Below are 24765 nucleotides of genomic sequence, written 5' to 3'. Positions count from 1 at the left end.
ATAAGCGGCCGCTGCCTTCCGGATGTGGCATGAAACGTTCGGCCGTCAAGGCAGGGCGTCCGAGATAGCCCAGCGCCAGGCCGGCGCCGCCCAAGTGGAGCTCGCCGGGCACCCCCAGCGGCTGCGGCTGGCCGCATGCATTGAACACGTGCGCCTCGACGTTGGGCAGCGCACGGCCGAGGGTAACCGGGGACTGGGGTACGATCTCCGCATGCGTGGCGGCCACCGCCGCTTCCGATGGACCATAGGAATTGACCACGCGGCAGCGCTCGGCCCAGCGCCAGGCGAGACCTTCGTCGCAGGCTTCGCCGGCGACGATCAACAGCTGCAACGCGTAGTCGCGCTCGAGCGGCATCTGCGCCAGCAACGCCGGCGGAATGGCCGCGTGGGTGATGCGCTCTCGTACCAGCAAGGCCGACAGGCGCTGCACCGAATGGCGGTCGTCCTCGCTGCAGATGTGCAGGCTGCCGCCATGGGCCAATGCCAGCAACCATTCGAATACGCCGCCATCGAAGCTGATCGAGCCGAATGCCAGCACCCGGCTGGCGGGCCCGACCGCCAGTGCCTGGCGCTGGTACAGCGCAAGATTGACCAGTCCGCGATGGGTGTTGAGCACGCCCTTCGGCACGCCGGTCGAGCCGGAGGTGAAGACCGCGTAGGCCGCCTGCGCGGAATCGACTCCGGTATCGGTCGGATCGGTCTGCGGATACCCCGCCAGCAGCGGCGTGCGCAACTCGGCATCCAGCAACAGCAAGGTGCGTTCGGCCAGGAGCGCCAACGCCTCCAGCACGCTGGCATGGGCCAGGACATGCTCCACCTCGCCGTCCACGAGCATCGCTTCCACCCGCTCCTGCGGGTAGGCCGGGTCCACAGGCAGATAAGCCGCGCCCGACTTGAGGATGCCGAGCACGCCCACGAGCATGTCGAGCGAGCGCTCGACGCACAGGCCGACTCGCTGCCCCGGCCCCACGCCCTCGCCGCGCAGCCAGTGCGCGACACGGTTGGCTTGGGCGTTGAGTGCGCTGTAGCTGATGCACTCGCCTTCGAAGGTCGCGGCGATCGCCTGCGGATCGGCCGCCACCTGTTGTTCGAACAGGACATGCGCGCAGACGTCGGGCAATTCCTGCAACTGCGGAACCGCCCACTGCGCGATCGCCAGGCGGTCGCTTTCCGGCAGCAGCGGCAGCGCCATCGCCGGCTGGTCCGGCGCCTCGGCCATCGCAGCGAGCACGGCGAGATAGCTTTCGGCCATGCGCTCGATGGTGGCGGCGTGGAACAGGCTGGTTGCGTATAGCCAGCGGAACTGCAAGCCGTATTCGTCCTCGGTCACGGCCACGTGCAGATCGAGATCGATGCTGTGAGTGTCGTTGGACAACGCGGTGATCGCCAGCCCGGGCAGGCTGAGCGTGCCGCGCTCGTGGTTCTGCAGCGCCAGTACCACCTGGAACAGCGGCGCATGGCTGAGGTGGCGTTCCGGCCGCAGGGTTTCCACCAGCATCTCGAACGAGGCGCTCTGGTGCGCGAACGCATCGAGCACGGTCCGGCGCGCGCGCGCGAGCAGCGTATGCACGTCGGGGTTGCCCGATAGATCGAACCGCAACGCCAGGCTGTTGATGAAGAATCCGATCAACGGTTCAAGCTCCCGCCGCGTGCGGCCGGCCACCGGCGAGCCGATCACCACGTCCGTCTCGCCGCTCCAGCGGCCGAGCAGCAGGGCCAATCCCGCCTGCAGCGCCATGAACAAGGTGGCGTCATGGTCAAGGGCGAGGCGGCGCAGTCGTTCAAGCTCCGGGCGCTGCATCCGGCGCACCACCTTTCCGGCGCGATAGTCCTGGCGCGCCGGGCGTGTCCTATCGAGCGGCAAGGCATGCACCTGCGGCAGCTGCGCCAGTTGCCCCTTCCAATAGTCCAGGTCCCCGGCGATGGCCCGCGCCTGTTCCGGCGAACGCTGCCACGCGGCATAGTCCGCGTATTGCACATCCAGCGGCGTCAAGCTCGCCGCCTCGCCGCGGGCCTGGGCGGCATAGACCGCGACGAATTCGCGGACCAGCAAGCCCTTCGACCAGCCATCGGAGGCGATATGGTGCACGGTGAACAGCAGCGCATGTTCCTGCGGCGCGAGCGCGATCAAGGTGCAGCGCAGCACCGGTCCACTGCCAAGGTCGAAGGGCATGCGCGCGTCGTCGCGGCTCAAACGCTGCAGTTCCTCGGCGCGATGCGCATCGTCGAGCCGCGACAGATCGATGGCCGTGATCGAGACCGGCGCAGGCGGATGCACGATCTGGACCGCGTCACCGTCGCGTTCGGCATAGGTCGTCCGCAGCACCTCGTGGCGCGCGACCAGCGCGTCGAGCGCACTCTGCAGCGCCGCGGTATCCAGCTCGCCGACGATCCGCAGCGATGTCGGCAGGTTGTATTGGGTGCCGCCTTCGAAGCGACTGACGAACCATAGCCGTTGTTGCGCCAGCGACAACGGAATCCCGCCTGAGCGCGATGCGCGCGGGATCGGTGCCGGCGCCGCCTCGGTCTGTGCGTCGATGCGCTGCGCGATGTCGGCGAGCACCGGCGCCTCGAACACCATCCGTACCGACACGGCTTTGCCGGTCCGCGCGGACAAGGCGCTGGCCATGCGCGTCGCCAACAGCGAATGCCCGCCGATCTCGAAGAAGTTGTCCCCGCTCCCGACCCGCGCGAGCTTGAGCAACTCGCACCACACCTGCGCGACGGTGGACTCGGTCGGCGTGCGGGCGGGCGCATAAGCGCCCGCTGCCGGCTCCGGCGCCGGCAGCGAGCGGCGGTCGACCTTGCCGTTGGCCGTCAACGGCAGGCGCTCCATCACCACGTAGGCGCTCGGCTGCATGTACTCGGGCAGCCATGCGCGCAATTCGGCTCGGACCGCGGCCGCCACGTCTTCGCCGGCCGTCTGCGCCACCAGATAGGCGACCAGCCTTCCCTCCTCGCCGCCGCCATGCACCGTCACCACCGCGTCCTTGACCCGCGTACTGCGCAACAGGCTGGCCTCGATTTCGCCCAACTCGATGCGGTAGCCACGCACCTTGACCTGATGGTCCAGACGGCCCAGGCATTCGATGGCGCCGTCGGCGACCACGCGTCCGAGGTCGCCGGTGCGGTAGAGGCGCTCGCCGAACGCCATACCGAAGTCGTGGCGAACGAACTTGTCGGCGGTGAGTGTCGCGCGCCCGGGATAGCCCACCGCGAGGTTGGCGCCAGCCACGCAGATCTCGCCGGGCATGCCCGGCGGCACCGGGCGCAAGTGCTCGTCCAGGACCAACAACGCGCTGTTGGCGATCGGCTTGCCGATGGGAATGCTGCCGCGCGGTTCGTCGTCGCCCACGACGTGGAAGCTGACGTCCGACATCGTCTCCGTCGATCCGTACAGGTTGCACAGCACGACCCCCGGCAGCATCGACCGTATGCGCCTGGCGATGCCCGGGCGAAGCGGCTCGCCGCTGACGAACCAGTAGCGCAGTCCCGACAGCAGCGTCGCCGCCTCAGGCAGCTCGGTCAGCGCACGCGCCAACGACGGCGCGGTGACGATCCGCGTCACCCTGTGCTCCGCGAGCAGGTGCGCGAACGCGGCCAGGTCGGACACTGTCTGCGCGTCGACGATCAGCAGCGGGCGCCCGGCGGCCAGCGGGACCGCGAGCTCCCACACCGCGCGCACGAAGGCCGTGCTGGTGATCAGGCAGCAGACTTCGTCTTCTGCGAACGGGAACGCTTCGAGCATCCACGCCACGCGGTTGCGCAACGCCCCATGGGTACCGAGCACGCTCTTGGGCTGGCCGGTGGAACCGGAGGTGAACAACAGGTGCGCGCCATCGCCGGCCTGCAGGCGCGGAAGTTCTGTCGCAGACTCGGACGCCGGGCTGCTGCGCGCCCCGAGCGCGATCACCGGGACGATGCCGTCGGCACGTTCGCGCAAGCGCGGCTGGACCAGCACCGCGCGGGCCTCGGCGTCGCGCAGCATGTAGTCGATTCGTGCCTGGGGCAGATCCGCCGCCAGCGGCAGGTAGACCATGCCGGCATTGAGGCAGGACAGTACCGCCACCGCATAGTCGATACCGCGGTCGGCAAGGATGCCGACCGTTGCGCCCGCGGCAATACCCAGCCCCTGCAGTTCCGACGCCAAGGATCGCGCTCGGGCATCGAGCGTGGCGTAGTCGATCCGGTCATGTCCGTGCATCAATGCCGTCGCGTCCGGCATGGCCTGGGCATGCGCGTGAACGCGCTCGTGCAGCAGCGCCGCGTCATAGTCGCGCGGCGTCGGCGCGGCCTGTGCGACGGTGGCGCGCCGGCCGGCTTCCGAGAGCAGTGCGTAGTCGAGGATGCGCGATTGCGGCGCGGCGATCGCCTGGCGCAGCAGTTCGCAGAAGCCGGCGTCGAGGCGTTGCACGGTGGCGGCCTCGAACAGCGAGGAGCGATACGACCACTTCAGCAACAGGCGGTCATCGCAGTGGCGCACGTACAGGGTCATGTCCGCCTTGGACAGCGATTCAGGCGCCTCCGAGCCGACCGCGCTCGCCGCCATTCCCTCCACGGCCGATGGATCGTCCTGCACCGACTCGAACACGTTGAGCAGGATCTGGACCAACGGGTTGTAGCTCAGGCTGCGCGCCGGCTTGAGCTCGTCGACCAGGGTCTCGAACGGGATCTCCTGGTGCGCATAGGCCTCCAGCGAATCGCGGCGGCAGTGTTCGAGCAATGCATCGAACGGCGGATTGCCATCGAGCTCGGTCCGCAGCACCAGCGTGTTCACGAAAAGGCCGATCAATCCTTCCAGGTCCCGGTGCACGCGGCCCGCCACCGGGGTGCCGAGCACGATGTCCTGTTCGCGGCTGGCGCGCCCGATCAGCATGGAGAAGATGGCGCGCATCAACACGAACAGGGTGATGCCGCGCTGCGCGCAGAAGGCGCGCAGCGCTGCGGTATCGCCGGCATCGAGGAACTGCAGATGCACCTTGCCGGAGAAGTCCTGCTGCGCAGGGCGCGGCCGGTCCAGCGGCAGGCTGTGCAGCCAGGGAATTCCGGCCAGGCGCTGCCGCCAATAGTCCAGATCTGCGCGCATGCCCCCGCCCTGCAGCCGGTGGCGCTGCCAGAGCGCGTAATCCGCATATTGCACGGGCAGCGGCGCCAGCGCCGGGGCGCGTCCGTCGCGGAACGCGCCATAGAGTTCCACCAGTTCGCGAGCGAGCACGCCGTTGGACCAGCCATCGGACGCGATGTGGTGCACGGTGAGCAGCACCACCGTTTCGTTCTCGCGCAGACGCAGCAGCGCGCAGCGCAGCACGGGGTCGGTCGCCAGATCGAACGGCCGCACGGCCTCCTCGCGCCTCAACGCCTGCACGCGGGCCTCGCGTGCGACATCCTCCAACTCGCGCAGATCATGCACCGTCAGTGGCGAGGCCGACGCGGCAAGGATCTGCTGGACGGGTCCGTCTTCGTGCTCAATGTAGACGGTCCGCAGGATCTCGTGGCGCTCGACCAACGCATCGAGGGCGCGCTGGAACAGCGCCGGCTCGAAGGCGCCGCTCAGGCGCAGCGCGCTCGGCATGTTGAACTGTGCGCTGCCGCCCTCCAGGCGATCGACGAACCACAGGCGTTGCTGTGCGAACGACAGCGGCAGCGGCACGCCGCGCTTGACCACTGAAATACTCTGCCCGGGCGTGTGCGCTTGCGCGTCCAGGTGCGCAGCCAGCTCCTGCAACGTGCTGTGCTCGAAGACGGCGCGCACCGGCAGGGGCTTGCCGAACTCGCGCGCAATCTCGCCGACCAGGCGCGTGGCCAGCAGCGAGTGGCCGCCCATCGCGAAGAAGTTGGCTCCGCGGTCAATGCGTTCGCGCTTCAGGATGCGCTGCCACAGCGCGGCCATGCGTCGCTCGGTGTCGGTGGTCGGCGCTTCGCTCACGGCCGTGCCATCGTCCTCCGCCGGCACCGGCAATGCCCTGCGGTCGACTTTCCCGTTGACCGTCAACGGCAGTGCGTCCAGCGCCACGATCGCTGTCGGCAGCATGTAGGCCGGCAGCGCGTGCGCAAGCGCCGCACGCAGCCCGGCGATGCCTTCGGCGGCGAACGTCGGCTCGACGTAGCCGACGATGCGAGCGGTCTCGCCCTCGCCGATCAGCCGTACAGCCGCGCGGCGCACGCCCGGCGCGCCGGCCAGATGATGCTCGATCTCGCCGAGTTCGATACGGAAGCCGCGCAGCTTGACCTGGTCGTCGGCACGGCCGAGAAATTCCAACTGCCCGTCTGCGCGCCAACGCACACGATCGCCGCTGCGGTAGACCCGTTCGGCGGCGGCGAACGGATCCTCCAGGAAGCGCTCGGCGGTCAGGCCCGGCTGCCCGAGATAGCCGCGGGCCACGCCCGCGCCGCCGATGTACAGCTCTCCTGGAACGCCAAGCGGCACCGGTTGCAGCGCGGCATCCAGCACGTAGAGCACGGTGTTGTCCATCGGGCGGCCGATGGGAACCGTCCTCGCCAGGGCCCCGAGGTTGGCGCTGACGTCGTACCAGCAACAGCCGACCACGGTTTCGGTGGGGCCATAGTGGTTGTATATCCGCGCTGCCGGGAAGCGCGCCTGCAGCGCTCGCGCGGTTTCCACCGCGAAGCGCTCGCCGCCGATCACGAAGGAGTGCGCTTGCGGCAGCGGCACTTCGTCCAGCAGATATAGCAGGCCCTGCACATGCGATGGGGTCAGCCGCAGCAGGCGGTTGTCGCAGTCGGCAGCGGCAAGCCGCGCGGCGAGCGCGGACAGAGCGTCGTCCTCGGCCAGCATTTCGACGCTGTCGCCCGCCAGCAGCGGCACGAACAGCGTCGGCAAGGTCAGGTCGAACGCCGGCGAGGTGGCGACGAACGAGCCCGACAACCCCGCGGCGTAGTAGCCCGCGCGTGCGAACGCGCAGTAGTCGACCATCCCGCGATGTGTCACCTCCACGCCCTTGGGCATGCCGGTCGAGCCGGACGTATAGAGGACATAGGCGCTGTCGTCCAGCGTCACCTGCACGCCGGGACGAACGCAGGGGTAGCCCTCCAGCCAGCGCGGATCGCTGTCGGCGCCATCCATGAACACGGTATCGACGCCTGCGGCATGCACTGGATCGGCGCTGTGGTGCAGGACGACGCGCAACTGCGCATTCTCGACGAGGCTGTGCAGCTGCGTCGCGCTCTGCCGGCCATCGAGCGGCACATAGGCAGCGCCGGCCTTGTGCGTCGCCAGCAGTCCGATCAGCAGTTCGATCGAGCGCCCAAGGCGCACACCGACGCGGTCGCCGCTACCCATCCCCTGCTCGATCAGGGCGTGCGCCAAGCGGTTTGCGCGCAGGTCGAGTTCGCGGTAGGTCAGACTCCGTTCGCCGCAGCGGACGGCGATGCATTCGGGGACGTCCCGGGCGGTACATTCGAAGGCATGCACGAGCGTGGCGTGGCGCCCTTGTTCGGCAGTCGGTCCGCGACCCAGCGCCAGCAGCTCCCTGGTGCCGACCGGATCGGCCAGGCCGATCCGGTCCAGCGCGAGCCCGGGTGCGTCGCACATCGCGTGCAGCAGGCGCGCATAGGCGCCTGCCATGCGCTCGACGCTTGCGGGTTCGAACAATTCGTCCTTGAAGGTCCACCCCAGGTGCAACCCGTCTTCGCGTTCGGTCGCAGTGAGGTCGAGGTCGAAGTGCACATGCTCGCCCCCCGGCGCCAGCGGTTCGAAGCGCAGTCCTGGCAGTTCCAGCGCGCCGCCATCGTGATTCTGCAGCACGAACTTGATCTGGCACAGCGGGTTGTAGGCGAGGCTGCGGCGCGGACGGAACGTTTCCACCAGCAGGTCGAACGGCACCTGCTGATGGGTGAAGGCGTCAAGCGCAACCGTTCTGCCGTGCGCGATCAGACCTCGCGCATCGGCACCCGGCTCGATGTCGAAACGGCAAATCACCGTATTGTTGAAGAAACCGATCAGCGGCGCGGTTTCCGGCTGGTCGCGGCCAGCGGTCGGGGTACCGATCACGATCTCGCGCTGGCCGCTCCAGCGCGACAGCAGATGCGCGAACGCGGACTGCAGCACCATGAACAGGGTCGCCCCCGAATCCTTGGCCAGGCGTTTTGCGGCATCCAGCGCGGTGCGGCCGAGCAGCTGATGGTGGCGTTGCGCGGTGAATCGCTGCCGTGGCGGGCGCGGATGGTCCAGCGGCAGGTCGTGCACTTCCGGGAGGCCGGCCAGGCGCGCTGCCCAGTAATCCATGGACTCGCGCAGCATGCCGCTCGCCCGTGCCGCGTGCTGCCAGCGGGCATAGTCGCCGTACTGGATCGCCAGCGGGGGCAGCCCCGCGCTGCCGCCTTGGACGGCCGCGGCGTAGTGCGCCATGAATTCCTTCACCAGCACGCCCATTGACCAACCGTCGGTGGCGATGTGGTGCATCGTCAGCACGATCGCGTGTTCTTCGTCCCCCAGGCGCAACAGCGTGCAACGCAGCATCGGCGCCTGGCCGAGCAGATCGAACGGCGCCCTTGCCTCCTCGCGCGCGATGCGCAACGCCTCGCGCTGGCGCGCCTCGGGTTCGAGTGCGGCCAGGTCGCGCGTGCCCACGCGCAAGCGGCGATGCGGGTACACCACCTGCAGCGGTTCGCCGTCGCGCTCGGCGAACCCGGTGCGCAGCACCGCATGGCGCGCGACGATCGCATCGAGCGCTGCGTTCAGCGCGTCCGTCTCCAGGCGGCCGCGCACGCGCAGCGCGAGCGAAAGATTGTATTCCACACTGCCGGGATCGAGTTGGTGAAGGAACCAGAGCCGCCTTTGCGCGTACGAAAGCGGATGTTCGGCGACATCCGGATGGTGCACGATGCGCGGCACCGGCGCCGGTTCGGACGCATCGAGATACGCCAGGATCTCGGATTTGTGCTCGGCCAGGCGCCGGCGCAAGTCCGGGCTGAGCCGGCTCTGGGCGTCGCCCACTAGGAGTTTGCCATCCCTGGCGGCGATGCGAATGCCGGCGTCGCGGCATTCCTGCAAGACATCGATGACGCTCATAGTTCGATGAACTCCTGGTCGCCGCTGTCGGCGAGATCGAGCGTCAGTTCGCGCCGGAGCGCTTCGCGACGCAGCTGTTCGTCCACGAAATCGGCCAGCGCCCGCACGGTGGTGCGCTCGAACACGTCGCGGATGGCGATGTGGATGGCGAAACGCTCGCGCACCTCGCCGATCATTCGCACCGCCAGCAGCGAATGGCCACCGAGTTCGAAGAAGCCGGTCAGCACATCGACATCCTCGAGTCGCAGCAGCGTGCGCCAGATGCCGGCGATCGCCTCCTCGGTCGGCGTCTGCGCGCTGGTCCATACCTGGCCCGGCGCCACGCCAGGCTCCGGCAGCGCCTTGCGATCGATCTTCCCGTTCGCGCTCAGCGGCAGGCGTTCGAGCACGACGAAGGCCGAGGGCACCATATAGTCTGGAACGGCCGCGCGCAGGGCGGTCCGCAATCGCTCCGCGACCGCGACGCCGTCCTGCGCCTCCCGTGCCGCTGGCGTACCCACGTAGGCCACGAGGGATGCGTCCTCGCCCGCGCCGCGCACCGTCACCACGGCGTCGGTGACGTCGTCCTGCCGGCACAGCAATGCCTCGATCTCGCCCAGCTCGATCCTCAGACCGCGGATCTTGACTTGATGGTCGATCCGCCCGAGGAAGTCGAGCGTGCCATCGGGCAACCGCCGTGCGAGGTCGCCGGTACGGTACAGGCGCGTGTCCGCCACGGCGCCAGCGGTGCCGAAGACGAAACGCTCGCGCGTGAGTTCGGGTTTGTTGCAATAGCCGCGCGCCAGGCCGACCCCGCCGATGTGCAACTCGCCGGCGACACCCACCGGCTGCGGACGCCCGTGGGCGTCCAGTACGTGCAGACGGATGTTGTGGATGGGCCGCCCGATCGGCACGGTCGTCGCATCGTGCTCAGGCCGACACTCCCAAAAACTCACGTCGATCGCCGCTTCGGTAGGACCGTAGAGATTGTGCAACCGTGCGCGCGTGCCGGTGGCGAAGAAGCGGGCGGCCAGCTCCGAGCCGAGCGCTTCGCCGCTGCAGATCACCTGGCGCACGCTGTCGCAGGAGGCCCAATCGGCATTGGCCAGCAAGGTGCTCAGCATCGAGGGCACGAAGTGCAGCGTGGTGATGCCGTGCCGGCGGATCGCTGCGTGCAATGCTGCCGGGTCGGCATGCGCATCCGGCGCCAGCACCACCAGCCGTGCGCCCGCCATCAACGGCCACAGGAACTCCCAGACCGACACGTCGAAGCTGTAGGGGGTCTTCTGCAGCACGCAGTCGTTCGCGTCCAGCGCATAGGCCGCCTGCATCCAATGCAAGCGATTGACCAACGCCCCATGTTCGTTCAGCACGCCCTTCGGCTCGCCGGTCGAGCCCGAGGTGTAGATCGCGTAGGCGAGATGCTGGGGGCCGAGACCACGGCTGCGCATCCCGGGAGCGTCCGCGGACTGCGCCAGGAGCACCGATTGCACCGTTTCGGCGTCCAGCGCCAGGATCTTCGCCGCATCGGCGGGCAATGTTTGCGCCAGCTCGGCGAAGGTGAGGACGATACGTGCGCCGGAATCGCGCAGCATGTAGTCCAGCCGCGTCCGCGGGTAGTTCGGATCCAGCGGCAGGTAGGCGCCGCCGGCCTTGAGCACGCCCAGGATGGCGACGACCAGCTCCACCGAGCGGGTCATGCAGATGCCGACGATCGCGTCGGGCGCGACGCCCTCGGCGATCAGGGCGTGAGCAAGACGGTTGGCGCGCGCGTCGAGCTCGGCATAGGTGATGCTGTCTTCGCCGAATTCGACGGCAATCGCGCCCGGGCTACGCCCGACCTGGCTCTGGATCAGCTCGTGGATGCAGGCGGTGTCGGGATAAGGCGCGTCGGTGTCGTTCCACGACGCCAGCTGCCCCCGCTCCTCCGGCGCCAGCAGGTCGATGTCGGCCGGGGTGCATCCCGGCCGTGTCATCTGCACCAGTATCCGGCCCAGATGCCCCGCCATGCGCGCGATCGCGGCGTCGTTGAAGCGTTCTGCGCGATAGCCGAACTTCACCCGCAGGGTCCGGGTATGCGCGGCGACGAGCGTCAGCTTGAACGTGGTGGCCTCGCTGTTGCCCGGCTCCTCGATCTGCAGTTGCGCGTCCGCGGACGCGGCGGCATCGCCCGTCACCGCGTCGAGCGGATAGTTCTCGAATACCAGCAGGCTATCGAACAGCTGCACGCCCTGCTTGACGCGCGACTGGCGGCGGATTTCCGGCAGCGACAGATAGCCGTACTCGCTGCCGGACTGGAAGTCGGCATGCAGCGCCGCCAGCGCATCGCCGATCGTCTGTCCAGGCCCGAATCCGACCTTCACCGGAATGGTATTGATGAACAACCCGATCATCTCCTCCACTCCTGGCACCTGTCCCGCACGCCCGGAGATGGTTGCGCCGAACACGACCTCCGGTTCGGCGCTGTAGCGATGCAGCAAATAGGCCCAGGCCCACTGCAGCAGGGTGTTGACCGTGGTGCGATGCGCCTTGGCGTATGCCTGCAGTGTCTGCGTCTGCGCCTCGTCCAGTTCGAACGCGTATTCGCGCTGGCCATGGCCGCCCCCCACCGGCAGGCGGTCGATCACCAGGGGGGTCGGCGCGTCGATTTCCTTGAGCACGCCATGCCAGTGGTCGCGCGCCCGCTCCACATCCGAGTCCAGCAACCAGGCGATGTAGCGCTCGTATGCCGGCGCAACGGGCAACACGGCGGCACGGCCTTGCACATAGGCGCGGTAGAACTCGATCACGTCGCGGTAGACCAGCGGCAAGCACCAGCCATCGAGCAGGATGTGGTGCAACGACCACAACAGCTGATACCGGCCCTCGCCGAGGCGGAATACCGCGATGCGCATCAGTGGCGGACGTTCGAAGTCGAAGCCGCGACACCGATCCTCCTGGCGGTAGGCGTCGAAACGGAGGCGCTGTTCCGGCTCAGGCAGGCCGCGCCAGTCTTCCTCGTGCCAGGACAGCGGCGCGGCGCTCAGCACCAGTTGCTGCAGATCTTCGGTCCCGCCCACGAAGGCGGTACGGAACGCGTCGTGGCGCATCACCACTTGCTGCCAGGCGTGGCGGAATGCCGCCAGGTCCAGGCTGCCGCGCAGTACCGGGAAGTTCTGCACCACGTAGGCCGCACTGTCGAGCAGGCTCTCGTACAACATGCCGGCCTGCATCGACGTGGCCGGGTACAGCCGCGACAGCTCGGGATGGCGTGCGTGCAGCGCGTCCAGGCGCTGCTGGTCGATCCGCGCCAGCGGGAAGTCCGAAGGCGTCCAGGCGCCGACGCCAGGCCGCTGACAATGGCGCACCACTTCCACCAGCGCCTGTTCGATGCCGGCGGCGAGCGCGCGCATGGAGGCTTCTTCGTAGCGTTCGCTGCTGTAGGACAGGGTGAATTGCAACTGTCCGGCGAAGGTCTTTCCGCTGAGCGCAAGCAGTGCCGAGCGCTGCCGCGCCAGGCTGGTCTGCGGGCCGATCGATTCCCGGGCGGGGCCGAAATGGCTCTTATCGTTGAGTATCTGGTCGAATTGGCCCAGGTAGTTGAACAGCAGCGCATCGGTTTGATCGCCAGCGGCCTCGCGCAGCGCGACGTCACCGGCGACGTAACGCAGTACCCCATAACCGATGCCATTGCGCGGAATGGCGCGGTAGCGCTCCTTCACCGACTTGATCGCATCCGCGACGCCGTCGCCGTCCACGTCCAGCACTACCGGAAAGACGCTTGTGAACCAGCCGACGGTCTGGGTGAGATCGAGTTCGTCGAACAGGGCTTCGCGGCCGTGCCCCTCCAGGCGCAAGCACAGTTCGCGACGGCCGTTCCAGCGGCGCACACCCAGGTACACCGCGGCCAGCAGCAGTTCGTTGATGCGGGTGCGGTAGGCCGCGTTGCACTGCTGGTGCAATGCCCGCGTATCTTCGCTGGACAGGCCCAACAACACGCTGCGGTTGGTCGCGATGGTCCCTGGACCCGCCGCCTGCGCGACCGTCGCGTCGGTGGCCAAGCCGCCAGCGCACGCGTTCGCCAGCCAGTAGTCGCGTTCCCGCAACAGCGTTTCGCTGCGCGCGTACTCTCCCAGAGCGCGTCCCCATTGCTGCAACGACGAGGTCTTGGGCGCAAGCGCCACCGCGTCGCCGCGCGCATGCTGCGCGTAGCCGAGTTCCAGGTCGCCCAGCAGAATGCGCCAGGACACGCCGTCCACCACGATGTGGTGCGCCGCCAGCAGCAAGCGACCGGCATCACCGGCGCGTTCGGGCGGGAAGTAGATCGCGCGCAACAACGGACCGTCCGCAAGATGGAAACGGCGCTGCCACTCGGCGCAGCGCGCCGACACGTGTTCGGCCCAGGGAACGCCCGCCACCGGCAGCTCGATCGCCGCGCTGGCCCTCGCCATCGCTGGATCGAACGGGGCATGGACCGCCTCCCAGCCATCGGTGTTCTGCACGAAGCGCAGGCGCAGTGCGTCGTGGCGCAGGTACAGCGCTTCCAGCACGGCAGCCAGCGTGGTCGCGTCGAAATCCGGAGGCGTCTCCAGCAGCATCGCCTGATTGAAATGGTGGCGATCAAGCGCCTCTCCTTCCAGGAACATTCGCTGCACAGGCAACAGCGGCATCGGGCCTTCCACAGGCGCCTGAGACACCAGCACGGTGTGCGCGTCCTCGGTCTCCATCGCGGCTGCCAGTTCGGCGATGGTCTGGTTCTGGAACAACTGCCGGGTACTGATGCGCAATCCGGCATGGTTGGCGCGCGAAACCACCTGGATGAGCAGGATCGAATCGCCGCCTATCTCGAAGAAGTTGTCCTGGACGCCGATCTGGTCGATACGCAATACCTGCTGCCAGATCGCGGCCAACGCCTGCTCGGCGTCCGTGCGCGGCGGCAGATAGGTGTGTTGCGACTGGTACTGGTAGTCGGGTTCGGGCAAGCGCTGCCTGTCGACCTTGCCATTGCGATTGAGCGGCAGTTCATCCATCGCGACGAATGCAGCCGGCACCATGTAGTCAGGCAGCAGGCGCTTGAGATGGGCGCGCAGTTCCTTCGCCAGCAGCAGCTCGTTGACCGGCTCGTTGCCTGGATGGGCGACCACGTAGGCGACCAGCCGCGTCGTCTCGCCGTCGCGTCGCGCCACCACGACCGTGTCGCGGATGGCGTCGTGGGCCAACAGGTGCGTTTGGATCTCGCCCAGTTCAATGCGGAAGCCGCGCACCTTGACCTGATCGTCGACGCGGCCGACGAAGACGATGTCGCCCCCCGGCAGCTGGCGTACCAGGTCGCCTGTCTTGTAGCACCGGCCGGCATCGGACCCGGCGCCGGCGAGAAAGCGCTCGGCGCTCAGCTCGGGACGGCGGTGGTAGCCGCGGCCCACGCCGTCGCCGCCCAGATAGAGCTCGCCGATCACTCCGCAAGGCAGCGGTCGCAGATTGCGGCCCAGTACATGCTGGGTGCTGCCGGAAATCGCCCTGCCGATCGGATAGGTATCGCTGCGGCGCTCGCGGATTTCGTAGGCGGTACTGAACGTGGTGTTCTCGGTCGGGCCGTAGACATGCACCAGGCGGCCGGGCTTGCCGGCATCGAGCACTCGCCCCACCGCTTCGACGTCCACGCCTTCGCCGCCGAACAGCAGGCAATGCAGCGGCGCGAATCCGGACGGGTTGGCGATCGACATCTGGTTGAGGATCGCGGTGGTGACGAACATCGTGGTGATGCCGGTCCGCACCAGGCTCCGCGCCAGGGCATTCGGGTCGAGCAGTACGTCTTTCGCGACGAACTGCAGGCGCATGCCGTTGGCCAGCGCCCCCCAGATCTCGAAGGTGGCGGCGTCGAACGAACTATTGGAGGCCTGCGCCATCACGCCGCCCGCGTCCAAGCTCACGTAGTCCGGGCGATGCACCAGGCGCACGATGCTGCGATGCTCGATCAGCGCGCCTTTCGGCGTTCCGGTCGAACCTGAGGTATAGATCATGTACGCCAGCGATCCGCCGTGTGCGCCGACCGCCTCGCGTGCGGGGTCGGTATCTGGACAGCCCGCCAGCAACCCCTCGCGCAGGCCTGCGTCGAGCGGCAGCACGGCATGGTCGTCGAATACCGGCAGTGCCTGCATCAGGTCGCTGGTGACCAATACGATCTCGACCCCTGAATCCTCAAGCATGAAAGCGATGCGATCCTCCGGATAGTCCGGATCCAGCGGCACATAGGCGCCGCCGGCCTTGAGGATGCCGAGCATGCCGATCAGCATTTCCACCGAGCGTTCCACGCACAGGCCCACCAGGGTGTCGGTGCTCACGCCCTGCCCGCGCAGGTAATGCGCGACGCGGTTGGCCTGGCGGTTCAACTCGCCGTAGCACACGCTGTCTGCACCGAAGGTGGCGGCTATCGCTTCCGGACGCAACGCCGCTTGCGCTTCGACCAGCGCATGGATGCACTGATCGCGGGGATAGTCCGCTGGACGCAGATTCCAGGCGACGCGCTCAGCGCGTTCCGCATCGGTCATCGGATCCAGGCTGCGCACATCCGCATCGAGCGCATCCGGCATCGTGACCAGTACTTCGCGGAAATGGTGCAGCATCCGCTCGATGGTCGCGTCGGCGAACTGTTCGGCCCGATACGCGCACTGCAGATGGATGCGCTGGCGCAGATTGATGTTGAAAGCCAACCGGTATCCGGTTTCCTCGCGGCGGCCCTTGCTCTCGATGCTGAGCCCGGCCTCGCCCGATCGCGCATCCATCGCCGCTTCGATCGGATAGTTGCCGATCACCAGGAGGCTGTCGAACAGCGGCATGCCAGCGGTAACCCCGGACTGCCGCTGGATCTCCGCCAGCGAGAGGTAGCCGTAGGAGGTGGCCGCCTCGAAGCGCGCCTGCAGCGTTGCCAGCGCATCGCGCACAAGCTGCGGCTCGCCCAACGGTACGCGTACCGGGATGCTGTTGATGAACAGGCCGACCATCGTTTCCACACCGACGACCTCGGCCGGTCGGCCGGAGATCGTCGCGCCGAACACCACCTCGTCCTCGCCGCTGTAGCGATGCAACACGCAGGCCCACGCTAGCTGTATCACGGTGTTGAGGGTGATTCGTTGCTTGCGGGCGAGCGCGAACAGGCGCTCGCTGGCCGCCTCGTCCAAGCTCAGGCTGCGCTCGCGTTGTCCGCTGTCGTGTTCGGCCGGCAAGCGGTCGATGGCCAGCGGCGTCGGCGCTTCCACGGTCCGCAACTGTTCCTGCCAGAAACCGACCGCCGCGTCGTGGTCCTGCCGCGACAGCCACTCGACGTAGCGTTCGTAGGCCGGCGCCGGCGCGAGTTGCGCGTCGCTACCGTCCACAAGCCCTTGGTAGAGGCTCATCACCTCCTTGTAGAGGATGGGCAGCGACCAGCCGTCCGAGAGCATGTGGTGGTGCGTCCACAGCAGGCGATGCCTGTCCGCGCCCAGCCGGAACAGCGCGCATCGCATCAGCGGCGCCTGCCGGAAGTCGAAGCTGCGTGCCCGGTCCAACTCGCGATAGGCCTCGAACCGCGCATCCTGCTCCTCGGCGGGCAGGTCGCGCCAGTCCTCTTCGTGCCAGGGCAACGTGGCCTGGGCGGACACCAGTTGCAGCAGCCGCTCGTCCTCGTCGACGAAGGCGGTGCGGAACACGTCGTGCCGATCGACAAGCGCCTGCCACGCCGCGCGGAACCGGACCGCGTCCAAAGCGCCCTTGAGCACAGGGAAGGTCTGGCCGACATAGGCCGAGGGATCGAGCTTGGTATGGAAATGCAGGCCCTGCTGCATCGGGGTAGCCGGATACAGCCGCAGCATCTGCGGATACGCCGCCTGCAGCGTGTCGAGTTGCGCCTGCGCGACCTGCGCCAGCGGGAAGTCGGAAGGCGTGCACTCGACGTTTTCCCTGCCCGCGCAATGCGCCACGATCTCACGCAGCGCCTGCTCGATGTGCCCGGCGAATGCGGCGATGGTCGCCGCTTCGTAGCGTTCGTTGCTGTATTCCAGGGTGAAGCTCAGTTGTCCGCCCGCGACCATGCCGCGCAACGTCAATGGATGGCGCCGCTCGCGCAATGTGCTGACGGTGCGTCCCATCGACTCTTCGGCGATCTCGAGGAACGTCTCCGCGTCGGTAGCCCGGTCCGTCTGTCCCAGGTAGTTGAACGTCAGTTCGGGACGCTTGCCCACCTCGGCGGCGATCAGTTCGGCGTCTTCGGCGAGATGGCGCAGCACACCGTAGCCGATGCCGTGGTACGGCACAGCGCGATAATGCTCCTTGACCGCCTTGATCGTCGCACCGACCTCGGCATGCTCGCAGCACAGCGTCAAGGGATAGTGGGTGGTGAACCAGCCGACGGTCTGGGTGGTATCGAGACGTTCGAACGGACCGCTGCGTCCATGGCTTTCCAGCGCGACGCGCACGCCTGCTGCGCCGCTCCAGCGACGCACCCCCAGCGCGACCGCGGCGAGCAGGAGTTCATTGATCTGGGTGCGATATGCGGCATTGGATCGAGCGAGAAGCGCCTGGGTGTCCTCGGCGGAAAGCGCCAGCCGCGCATAGGCGGCCGTGGCCACGGAGCCATTGCCGCTCCCGGCGCGGTCGCTCGGCAGTGAGGCGATGGACTGCTGGCATTGGGAAAGCCAGTATTCGCGTTCGGCGAGCAATGCGTCGCTGTGCGCGTAAGCGGCCAGCGCCTGTCCCCATTGCTGCAGCGACGTCGTCTTGGGCGCGAGCGCGATCTGCTCGCCGCGCTCCACCTGGCGGTAGGCCCGTTCCAGGTCCGCCAGCAGGATGCGCCACGAGACGCCGTCGATGACGACATGGTGGGCCACCAGCAACAGACGTGCGGTGCCGCCGCCGCGGAAATGGACCGCACGCAACAGCGGGCCTTCGCCCAGGTCGAAAGCCGATTGCCAGTAGGCGCAGCGCTCTTCGACGCATGCGGCCACCTCTTCGGAACGCTCTGGCAGTCCTTCCGTCACGCAGGCGCGCAAGAGGGTGTCTGCGTCGAGCGGAGCATGGTCGGCATGCCAGTCGCCGTTGATCTGGCTGAAGCGCAGGCGCAGCGCATCGTGGCGCCAGTACAGCGCCTCGATCATGCGACGCAGATCGGCGGTTTGCATCGCGTGCGGCACGCGCAGCAGCAGGGCCTGGTTGTAGTGATGCAGTCCGGGACCGCCCTCGGCCAGGAATTGTTTCTGGATCGGCAGCAGCGCCAGTTCGCCCTGGACGGGACCCTGCGGGGCCTGCGAGGCGCGCTCCACCGCCTGTTCGGCGCAGCGCGCAAGTTGCGCGATGGTCTGGGCTTCGAACAGTTGCCGGGTGGTGATGCCGATCCCGGCCTGATTGGCGCGCGCGACGATCTGAATCGACAGGATTGAGTCGCCGCCGATCTCGAAGAAATTGTCGTGCACGCCGATGCCTGGCAGTCGCAGAACCTGCTCCCAGATCTGCGCCAGCGCCCGTTCGGTCTCGGTCGACGGCGCTTCCTCCTCCTCCCCGCGCACATGCACCGGCTCCGGCAGCGCGCCCTTGTCCACCTTCCCGTTCACCGTCAGCGGCAGCGCCTCCAGCACCACGTACGCCGACGGCTGCATGTAGCCCGGCAGGGACGACGCCAGCGCCGCCTGCAGCTCGTCGATCCACGCCTCCGCCGCCTCTCCAGCGGCCGGCGTCACGTACGCCACCAGCCGCGCCTGCACCCCCTCCCCGCGCACCACCACCACCGCCTCGCGTACCGAACCCTCGGCATGCAGCCGGCTCTCGATCTCCCCCAGCTCGATCCGGAACCCGCGCAGCTTCACCTGGTCGTCCAGACGCCCCAGGAACTCCAGCTGCCCGTCGTTGCGCCAGCGCACCCGGTCCCCGCTGCGGTACAACCGCTCCCCCGCCACGAACGGACTGGCCACGAACCGCTCGGCCGTCAACGCCTCCCGCTTCACATAGCCCTTCGCCACCCCCCACCCACCGATGTACAGCTCCCCCGCCACCCCCGCCGGCTGCAGCCCCATCCGCGCGTCCAGCACGTACAGCGTCGTGTTCTCCATCGCCCGGCCGATCGGCAGCATCCCGCTGCACGGCGCCTGGCCGTCTACCGCATACCAGCTGCTCCCCACCACCGCCTCGGTCGGACCGTAGTGGTTGTACACCTGCGCCTGCGGGTACTTCGCCCGCAGCGCCTGCGCCAACTCCGCCGCGAACGCCTCCCCGCCCACCACGAACACATGCGCCCCCGGCCGCGGCTGCGCATCCGACAACGCCAGCAGCCCCTGCACGTGCGAGGGCGTCAGGCGCAGCAACCACCCCGGCGCCGACGCCGCTTCCAACGCCGCCGCCAGGCCCGCCATGGCGTCCGCCTCCGCCAGCAGCGTCACGCACCCGCCCGCCAGCAACGGCACGTACAAGCTCGGCACCGTCAGGTCGAACGCCGGCGAGGTCGCCACCAGCGCACCGGCCAGATGCTCGGCGTAGTAGTTCCCTCGCGCGAAGGCGCAGTAGTCGGTCAGCCCGCGCTGCAGCACCTCCACGCCCTTGGGCACCCCGGTCGAACCGGAGGTGTACAGCACGTACGCGCTGTGCGTGGCCTCCAGCGCCACCGCCGGTGCCGCGTCCGGGTACGCCGACAGCCACGAGGCCTCCGCGGCCCCGTCCATGGCCAGGACCTGGACCGACGTGCCGGCCAACGCCGCCCCCGTTCCCAGCACCAGCGCCACCTCGGCATCCTCCAGGATCGCCTGCACCCGCGCCGGCGCCTGCTGCGCATCCACCGGCACATACGCCGCACCGCTCTTCATCACGCCCAGCAGCGCCACCAGCAGCGGCAACGACCGTTCCAGCGCCACCCCCACCCGCGCGCCCAGCCCCACGCCCTGCTCGGCCAGCGCCTGCGCCAGCCGGTTGGACGCCCGGTCCAGCTCGCGATAGGTCAACTGCGCCGCCCCGCAGCGTACCGCCACCGCCTCCGGTGTCGCCTGTGCCTGCGCCTGCAGTTGCCGGATCAACGGCTGTTCGCGGCCGCGCTCGCTGTGCGGGCCACGGCCCTGCGCCAGCAACTGCGCCTGCGCCGCTGCGTCCTGCCAGCAAAGGGCGGCCAACGGCGCGTCCGGCTGCACGACGATCTGCGCCAGCAATTGCGCATACGCCTGCGCCAGCCGGTCGATGCTCGCCGCCTCGAACAGGCGCGTCGCATAGCCCCAGACCAACCGCAGTCCCTCCCCCGTCTCCTGCACCGCCAGCTGCAGGTCGAACTTCGCCTGCTCATACCCCTCGCCCAGCGAGGACACTTCCAGCCCCGGCAGCGTCAAGGCCACCTGCTCGGTGTTGCGCATCGACAGCAACACCTGGAACAACGGCGCATGGCTCAGGCTGCGCACCGGCTTGAGCTCGTCCACCAGCATCTCGAACGGGATCTCCTGGTGCGTGTACGCCTCCAGCACCCGCTCCCGCGTCGTCTCCAGCAGCCCCTCGAACGTCTCCTCCCCGCTCAGCTGCGTGCGCAGCACCAGCGTGTTCACGAAGAACCCGATCAGCGGCTCCACGTCCGGGTGCACCCGCCCGGCGATCGGCGTGCCGATGACGATGTCCCGTTCCCCGCTCCAGCGGGCCAGCAACCATGCCAGCGCCGCCTCCAGCACCATGAACAGGCTCGCATCGTGCCGCTGCGCCAGCGCCTGCAGGCCCGCCAGCGTCGCCGCTGCGATCCCCTGCTCGATCCGCCCGCCGGCAAAGTCCTGCCGCGCCGGGCGCGGCCGGTCCAGCGGCAGCCCGTGCACCGCCGGCAGGCCCTGCAACCGCTCCCGCCAGTACCCCAGCGCCGCCTCCAGCGACGCCCCCTGCAACCGCTCCCGCTGCCACGCCGCATAGTCCGCGTACTGCACCGGCAGCGGCGCCAGCGCCGCCGCCTCCCCGCGCAGCGCACCCGCATACAGCGCCACGAACTCGCGCACCAGCACTCCCATCGACCAGCCGTCGCTGGCAATGTGGTGCAGCGTGAACAGCACCGCGTGCTCCTCGGCCTCCAGCCGCAGCACCCGGCACCGCAGCATCGGCTCGTGCGCCAGGTCGAACCCCTGACCCGCCTCCCGCTGCACCCAGGCCTGCACCGCCGCGTCCTGCGCCTCCGCCGGCAACGCGCTCAGGTCCTCGTGCGCCAACGGCACCTGCGCCTGCGCCTGCGCCTGGATCACCTGCCACGGCGTGCCGTCCACCTCCCGGTACACCGTGCGCAGCACCTCGTGCCGCGCCAGCAACCCCGCCAGCGCCTGGCCCAGCGCCGCCACCGACAGCCCGCCGCGCAGCCGCAGCGCCACCGGCATGTTGTACTGCGTGCTGCCGCCCTCCAGACGGTCGATGAACCACAGCCGCTGCTGCGCGAACGACAACGGCAGTGCATCCACGCGCGGCACCTTCGGGATCGGCGCATAGTCGCTGCGCGCCTGACGCTCCACGTACTGCGCCAAGCCCCGCAGCGTCGGCTGCTCGAACAGCGCCCGCACCGGCACCTGCTTGCCCAGCGCTCGCCCGATCTCGCTCACGATCCGCGTGGCCAGCAGCGAGTGACCGCCCAGTGCGAAGAAGTTGGCGGTGACGCCGATGTCCGCGTGCCCGAGGATGCCGCTCCAGATCTGCGCCAGCGCCCGTTCGGTCTCGGTCGACGGCGCTTCCTCCTCCTCCCCGCGCGCGTGCACCGGCTCCGGCAGCGCGCCCTTGTCCACCTTCCCGTTCACCGTCAGCGGCAGCGCCTCCAGCACCACGTACGCCGACGGCTGCATGTAGCCCGGCAGGGACGACGCCAGCGCCGCCTGCAGCTCGTCGATCCACGCCTCCGCCGCCTCTCCAGCGGCCGGCGTCACGTACGCCACCAGCCGCGCCTGCACCCCCTCCCCGCGCACCACCACCACCGCCTCGCGTACCGAACCCTCGGCATGCAGCCGGCTCTCGATCTCCCCCAGCTCGATCCGGAACCCGCGCAGCTTCACCTGGTCGTCCAGACGCCCCAGGAACTCCAGCTGCCCGTCGTTGCGCCAGCGCACCCGGTCCCCGCTGCGGTACAACCGCTCCCCCGCCACGAACGGACTGGCCACGAACCGCTCGGCCGTCAACGCCTCCCGCTTCACATAGCCCTTCGCCACCCCCCACCCACCGATGTACAGCTCCCCCGCCACCCCCGCCGGCTGCAGCCCCATCCGCGCGTCCAGCACGTACAGCGTCGTGTTCTCCATCGCCCGGCCGATCGGCAGCATCCCGCTGCACGGCGCCTGGCCGTCTACCGCATACCAGCTGCTCCCCACCACCGCCTCGGTCGGACCGTAGTGGTTGTACACCTGCGCCTGCGGGTACTTCGCCCGCAGCGCCTGCGCCAACTCCGCCGCGAACGCCTCCCCGCCCACCACGAACACATGCGCCCCCGGCCGCGGCTGCGCATCCGACAACGCCAGCAGCCCCTGCACGTGCGAGGGCGTCAGGCGCAGCAACCACCCCGGCGCCGACGCCGCTTCCAACGCCGCCGCCAGGCCCGCCATGGCGTCCGCCTCCGCCAGCAGCGTCACGCACCCGCCCGCCAGCAACGGCACGTACAAGCTCGGCACCGTCAGGTCGAACGCCGGCGAGGTCGCCACCAGCGCACCGGCCAGATGCTCGGCGTAGTAGTTCCCTCGCGCGAAGGCGCAGTAGTCGGTCAGCCCGCGCTGCAGCACCTCCACGCCCTTGGGCACCCCGGTCGAACCGGAGGTGTACAGCACGTACGCGCTGTGCGTGGCCTCCAGCGCCACCGCCGGTGCCGCGTCCGGGTACGCCGACAGCCACGAGGCCTCCGCGGCCCCGTCCATGGCCAGGACCTGGACCGACGTGCCGGCCAACGCCGCCCCCGTTCCCAGCACCAGCGCCACCTCGGCATCCTCCAGGATCGCCTGCACCCGCGCCGGCGCCTGCTGCGCATCCACCGGCACATACGCCGCACCGCTCTTCATCACGCCCAGCAGCGCCACCAGCAGCGGCAACGACCGTTCCAGCGCCACCCCCACCCGCGCGCCCAGCCCCACCCCCTGCTCGGCCAAGGCCTGCGCCAGCCGGTTGGACGCCCGGTCCAGCTCGCGATAGGTCATCTGCGCCGCTCCGCAGCGCACCGCCACCGCCTCCGGTGTCGCCTGTGCCTGCGCCTGCAGTTGCCGGATCAACGGCTGTTCGCGGCCGCCCTCGCTGTGCGGGCCGCGACCCTGCGTCAGCAACTGCGCCTGCGCCGCTGCGTCCTGCCAGCACAGCGCCGACAGCAGCGCTTGCGGGCGCTCGACGATCTGCCGCAAGACATGCCCGTACGCGTGCGCCATGCGTTCGACGCTGCTTCGCTCGAACAGTGCCTCTTTCCAGGTCCAGCTCAGGTGCAGTCCTTCGGCAGATTCGGCGACGGTCAGGTCCAGATCGAAGCGCACCCGTTCCACTCCGCGCGCCACCGGCTCGAGCGTCAATCCAGGCAAGGAGAGGGTTGTGGATTCGTGGTTCTGCAACACGAACTTGATCTGGCAGATCGGGTTGTAGGCCAGGCTGCGTTCGGGCCTGAGCGCGTCGATGAGCAGATCGAAAGGCAACTGCTGATGCGCGAAATCTTCCAGCACCTCGGAACGCACGCGTCCGATCAGCGCTTCCACCGTCGGATCGCCGGACACGTCGATCCGGCACGCGATGGTATTGATGAAGAAACCGATCAAGGGCTCGACTTCCTGGTGCGGGCGCCCGGACACCGGCGTGCCGATCACGATGTCGTACGTTCCGCTCCAGCGTGCGATCAGCAACGCCAGCGCCGTCTGCAACACCATGAACAGCGTGGCATCGCAGCGCTGCGCCAACCCGCGCAGCGCATCCGCCTCGGCGGGCGCGATGCCGACCGACAGGCGCTGTGCGCTGGAGCTGGGTTGCATCGGGCGCGGTCGGTCCAACGGCAAGGCATGCAGGGTCGGCGCACCGGCCAGCCGGCGTTGCCAATAGGCCAGATCCCGCTCGAAAGCGGCTTCGCCGCGCACCCGGCGTTGCCAGTAGGCGTAGTCGAAATACTGGATCGGCAGCGGCGGCAAGGCCTTCTCGACGCCGCCCAGGCATGCCGAGTACAACGCAGCGAACTCGCGCACCAACACGCCCATCGACCAGCCGTCGCTGGCGATGTGGTGCATGGTGAACAAGACCACGTGGCGATCGGCCGCCTCTCGGATCAGCTTGCAACGCAGCATCGGATCGGTTGCGAGAACGAAACTGCGGTCGACCTCCTCATCGGCCAAGACATGGATGCGGCGCTCGCGCTGCTCGGCGTCCAGCAGCGAAAGATCAAGTGTGTCGATCGCTACCCCGCTCGGCGGATCGACGACCTGCAAGGGTTCGCCGTCGCGTTCCTCGAAGCGCGTGCGCAGTACCGCATGGCGGGCCACGATGCCGTCCAGGGCAGACTGCAGCGCACCGATCTCCAACTGCCCGATCATGCGCAAGGCAATCGGAATGTTGTACTGCGCGCTTCCGCCCTGCAGCCGATCGATGAACCACAGACGCTGCTGCGGGAACGACAGCGGATAGGCGCGCATGGCCGGCGCCGGAACGATCCGTTCCGGGGCATCGGTCTGTTCGGACGCACGCTCCAGGAATTCGAGCAGCTGCGTCCGGTGGCTGCGGATCAATTCTGCGAGCTCGGCGGTGATCGCATTCTTCGGCGCCGCGGTCTTGAGTCGCCCGCCTGCCGCCGAGATGGCGATCCTGTTCGTGCGCAA

The 24765-nt window shown here is 68.7% G+C and carries 2 protein-coding genes (1 of these 2 cut by a window edge); both read right to left on the bottom strand.

Features of this window, described 5'->3' with window-relative positions:
* Positions 1 to 9031, bottom strand: the 5' portion of a protein-coding gene (locus HEP75_RS07160) for a non-ribosomal peptide synthetase (protein ID WP_185825944.1). It extends 4655 nt beyond the left edge of the window; 9031 of the gene's 13686 nt are visible here — the first part of the coding sequence; the start codon lies at positions 9029 to 9031; its stop codon lies off the left edge, out of view.
* Positions 9028 to 24765: a non-ribosomal peptide synthase/polyketide synthase gene (locus HEP75_RS07155; protein ID WP_221899312.1), complete on the bottom strand. Its 15738-nt coding sequence runs from the start codon at positions 24763 to 24765 to the stop codon at positions 9028 to 9030. Before HEP75_RS07155 ends, HEP75_RS07160 begins: the two co-directional genes overlap by 4 nt.

It is taken from the genome of Xanthomonas sp. SI (assembly GCF_014236855.1).
In the GTDB taxonomy this organism is placed as follows: domain Bacteria; phylum Pseudomonadota; class Gammaproteobacteria; order Xanthomonadales; family Xanthomonadaceae; genus Xanthomonas_A.
Note: the sequence above shows the minus strand (reverse complement) of the source record. Positions and strands in the feature narration are given on the sequence as shown.